Source organism: Aliidongia sp. (assembly GCF_035943795.1).
Lineage (GTDB): Bacteria > Pseudomonadota > Alphaproteobacteria > ATCC43930 > CGMCC-115725 > Aliidongia.
The window spans coordinates 1-3,655 of the sequence record NZ_DASZBY010000123.1; the positions used below are offsets into that span (position 1 = coordinate 1).

At 66.5% G+C, this 3,655-nt stretch carries 2 protein-coding genes; one reads left to right on the forward strand and one right to left on the reverse strand.

Features of this window, described 5'->3' with window-relative positions; genetic code table 11:
* Window positions 1–504 precede the first annotated feature (504 nt).
* Window positions 505–3,090, reverse strand: a complete 2,586-nt coding sequence (gene clpB / locus VGV37_RS24590) for an ATP-dependent chaperone ClpB (protein ID WP_326882432.1) — start codon at window positions 3,088–3,090, stop codon at window positions 505–507.
* A gap of 197 nt (window positions 3,091–3,287) precedes the next feature.
* Here clpB and VGV37_RS24595 point away from each other — a divergent pair.
* Window positions 3,288–3,655, forward strand: a 368-nt coding sequence (locus tag VGV37_RS24595; protein WP_326882433.1) for a hypothetical protein, incomplete at its 3' end; no start/stop codon positions are given.

The following is a 3,655-nucleotide window of genomic DNA, read 5'->3' on the forward strand; positions in this document are numbered from 1 at the left end:
GAAACCATCAATCAAAGCCCTGCTCCGATCCGACTGCATTACATCACTTGGCTTACCAAGAATGCGCATCCAAAACGTCGCGTGTTCCCACACGCCGCCGCCTGCGCATCCCTTCCAGTTCCAACAATGTCAAATAACAACCCGTCGCATCCATCCGTCTCTGCTTTGCAGCAGCACCGGATCTCGTCGGCGGAGGCGGTTTCTATTCCCGCCAGATCATCATGTCAACACGCTTTTTTCGGTTTCTTTTGCCGTCGTCTTTTCGACTGTTTAGAGACGAAAAGAAGAGGACCGGGGATCACTCCCAGGTCCTGGGCAACCGCGTCAGCGCGTCATTGATGAAAGGAATATGACGGCTCCCACCCTTGCCGTCTACCCCATAGTGACACATCGAGGCGCAGACCTTCGATGCATGAAGCGGGGATTGACGCATTCGGAGCCGCCGATGCATGCGCGTTGGCGGCTCCGACTCGCCATCAGCCGTGGCGACGCTTCGAGAAAACCCTAGGCGGCGCCTCGGATTTCCTCGAGCTTCAGGCCCATCCGGTCGCCGGTCACCTTGATGATGTCGCCCTCGCCGAGCGAGCCGTCGAGGATCATCTGCGCCAACCGGTTCTGCAATTCCCGCTGAATGACGCGCTTCAGCGGCCGCGCGCCATAGACCGGATCGTAGCCCTCCTGGGCCAGCCATTCCTTGCCGCTCGGCTCCAGTTCGAGCGTCAGGTGACGGTCCTGCAGCAGGCTTTCCAGGCGCGCGATCTGGATGTCGACGATCGACCCCATATCGTCGCGCGACAGGCGGCGGAACAGCAGCACCTCGTCCAGCCGGTTGAGGAATTCCGGCCGGAACGATGCCCGCACCGCCTCCATCACCTCGGCCCGGATGCTGTCGATCGCCGTCCCTTCGGGATGGGCCGCGATGATCTCGCTGCCGAGGTTCGAGGTCAGCACGATGAGCGTGTTGCGGAAATCCACCGTCCGCCCCTGCCCGTCGGTCAGGCGGCCGTCGTCCAGCACCTGGAGAAGGATGTTGAACACGTCCGGATGCGCCTTCTCAACCTCGTCGAACAGGATCACCTGGTAGGGCCGCCGCCGCACCGCCTCGGTCAGCGCGCCGCCCTCATCATAGCCGACGTAACCCGGCGGCGCTCCGATCAGCCGGGCGACCGCGTGCTTCTCCATATATTCCGACATGTCGATGCGCAGCAGCGCCTGATCGTCGTCGAACAGGAACGAGGCCAACGCCTTGGTCAGCTCGGTCTTGCCGACGCCGGTCGGCCCCAGGAACAGGAACGAGCCGATCGGCCGGTTCGGGTCCTGCAGGCCGGCACGCGCCCGGCGCACGGCGTTCGAGACCGCGACGACCGCCTCGTCCTGGCCGACCACACGCTTTTCGAGCTCGCTCTCCATGGCGAGCAGCTTCTCGCGCTCGCCGGCCAGCATGCGGTCGACCGGAATGCCGGTCCAGCGCGAGACGATGCCGGCGATATGCTGCTCGGTCACCGCCTGTTCCAGCATCTTGTCGCCGCCCTGGGTCTCCGCTTCCTTGATTTGCGTCTCCAGGGCCGGAATGCGGCCATAGGTCAGCTCCCCCGCCTTTGCCCAGTCGCCCTGACGCTGGGCCTGTTCGAGCTGGGTGCGCGCCTGGTCCAGCTGTTCCTTGAGGCGGCTGGCACCGGCGAGCTTGTCCTTCTCGGCCTGCCATTGCGCGGTCAGGCCGGCGCTGCGCTCCACGAGCTCGGCCAATTCGCCCTCGAGCCGGCCGAGCCGTTCCTGGGAGGCCGGATCGGGTTCGCGCGCGAGCGCCTCGCGCTCGATCTTCAGTTGGACGATGCGCCGGTCCAGCTCGTCGATGTTCTCCGGCTTGGAATCGACCTCCATGCGCAGGCGCGAGGCGGCCTCGTCGACCAGATCGATCGCCTTGTCCGGCAGGAACCGGTCGGTGATGTAGCGGTTCGACAGGGTCGCCGCCGCCACGATCGCGCCGTCGGTGATGCGCACGCCATGATGCAGCTCGTACTTCTCCTTGAGCCCGCGCAGGATCGAGATCGTGTCGACCACGGTCGGCTCGGCCACGAACACCGGCTGGAAGCGCCGGGCGAGTGCGGCGTCCTTCTCGATATGCTTGCGAAACTCATCGAGCGTGGTGGCGCCGACGCAATGCAGTTCGCCGCGTGCGAGGGCCGGCTTCAGCATGTTCGACGCGTCCATGGCGCCGTCCGCCTTGCCGGCGCCGACGAGCGTATGCAGTTCGTCGATGAACAGGATGATGCGGCCCGCCTCGTGCGAGATCTCGGCCAGCACGGCCTTCAGCCGCTCCTCGAACTCGCCGCGGTATTTCGCACCGGCGATCATCGAACCAAGGTCGAGCGAGACCAGCTTCTTGTCCTTCAGCCCCTCGGGCACGTCGCCATGGGCAATGCGCAGCGCCAGGCCCTCGATGATCGCGGTCTTGCCGACGCCGGGCTCGCCGATCAGCACCGGATTGTTCTTGGTCCGGCGTGCCAGCACCTGGATGGTGCGGCGGATCTCCTCGTCGCGGCCGATGACCGGGTCGAGCTTGCCGTCGCGCGCGGCCTGGGTCAGGTCGCGACCATATTTCTTGAGCGCGTCGTAGCCGGCTTCGGCGTTTGACGAATCCGCGGGCCGGCCCTGGCGGATCTGGTCGATCGCATGGTTGAGGGTCTGCGGGGTGATGCCGGCGCTTTTCAGCGCATCGGCCGCACTACCCGGCGCGACGGCGAGTGCCAGCAGCATGCGCTCGGCGGTGACGAAGCTGTCGCCCGCCTTCTTCGCCTGCTCCTCTGCGCCGTCGAGCGCGCGGGCGAGTTCGGGACCGAGATAGACCTGGCCGGCGCCGGCGCCCTCGATGCGCGGCAGCTTGTCGAGCGTCGCCTCGACCGAACGCAGGGCGGCGGCCGGATCGCCGCCGGCACTGCGGATGAGGTTGGCGGCCAAGCCTTCCTTGTCATCCAGCAGGATCTTCAGCAGATGGTCGGGCATCAGGCGCTGATGGTTGCGCCGCTGTGCCAGGCCCTGCGCAGCCTGAATGAAGCCCTGGGATCTCTCCGTGAACTTTTCGATATTCATACCGTCTCCTTCCGGTGCCCGAAGCGCACCAATGCAGGCCGCCACCTCGAAACGGTGCACGGCCGACCTGGACCTGGATATGGGCGCCCGGCCCGACCGCCGCAAGACGATCTGACACGTTCCCCGGCCCCCCTGCTTTGCGCTATCGCAAGGCGTGCCATTGCAGCGAAGAATGGGACTGCCCGGGGGAGAGCATCTTGAAACCGATACGCATCCGACGACGGGCCGCGAACGTCCCGCGGGCCGTCCTCGCCCTTGTCGCCGGCCTGATCTTGCCGTTCGCCTTGTTCGCGGTCACCGCCAGCCGCATCGGACGCTCGCCGTCGCTCGACCCGCGCCTGCCGGTCGAACTGCTGGTGCTGGTGGCGCTCATTTCCCTGGCGCCGCTCGCAGGACGGCGGTGGCCGGCCACGCTGCGCTGGCTCGCGGCCCTTCTGCTGCTGCCGCTCGCGCTCGCCCACCTGGCCGACGTCGAAGGCCCGGCGATCCTGGGTCGCGATCTCGACCTGGCCGCCGACCTCGGCCATGTGCCGTCGCTGATCGGCCTGTTCGCCGGCGCGGCCAG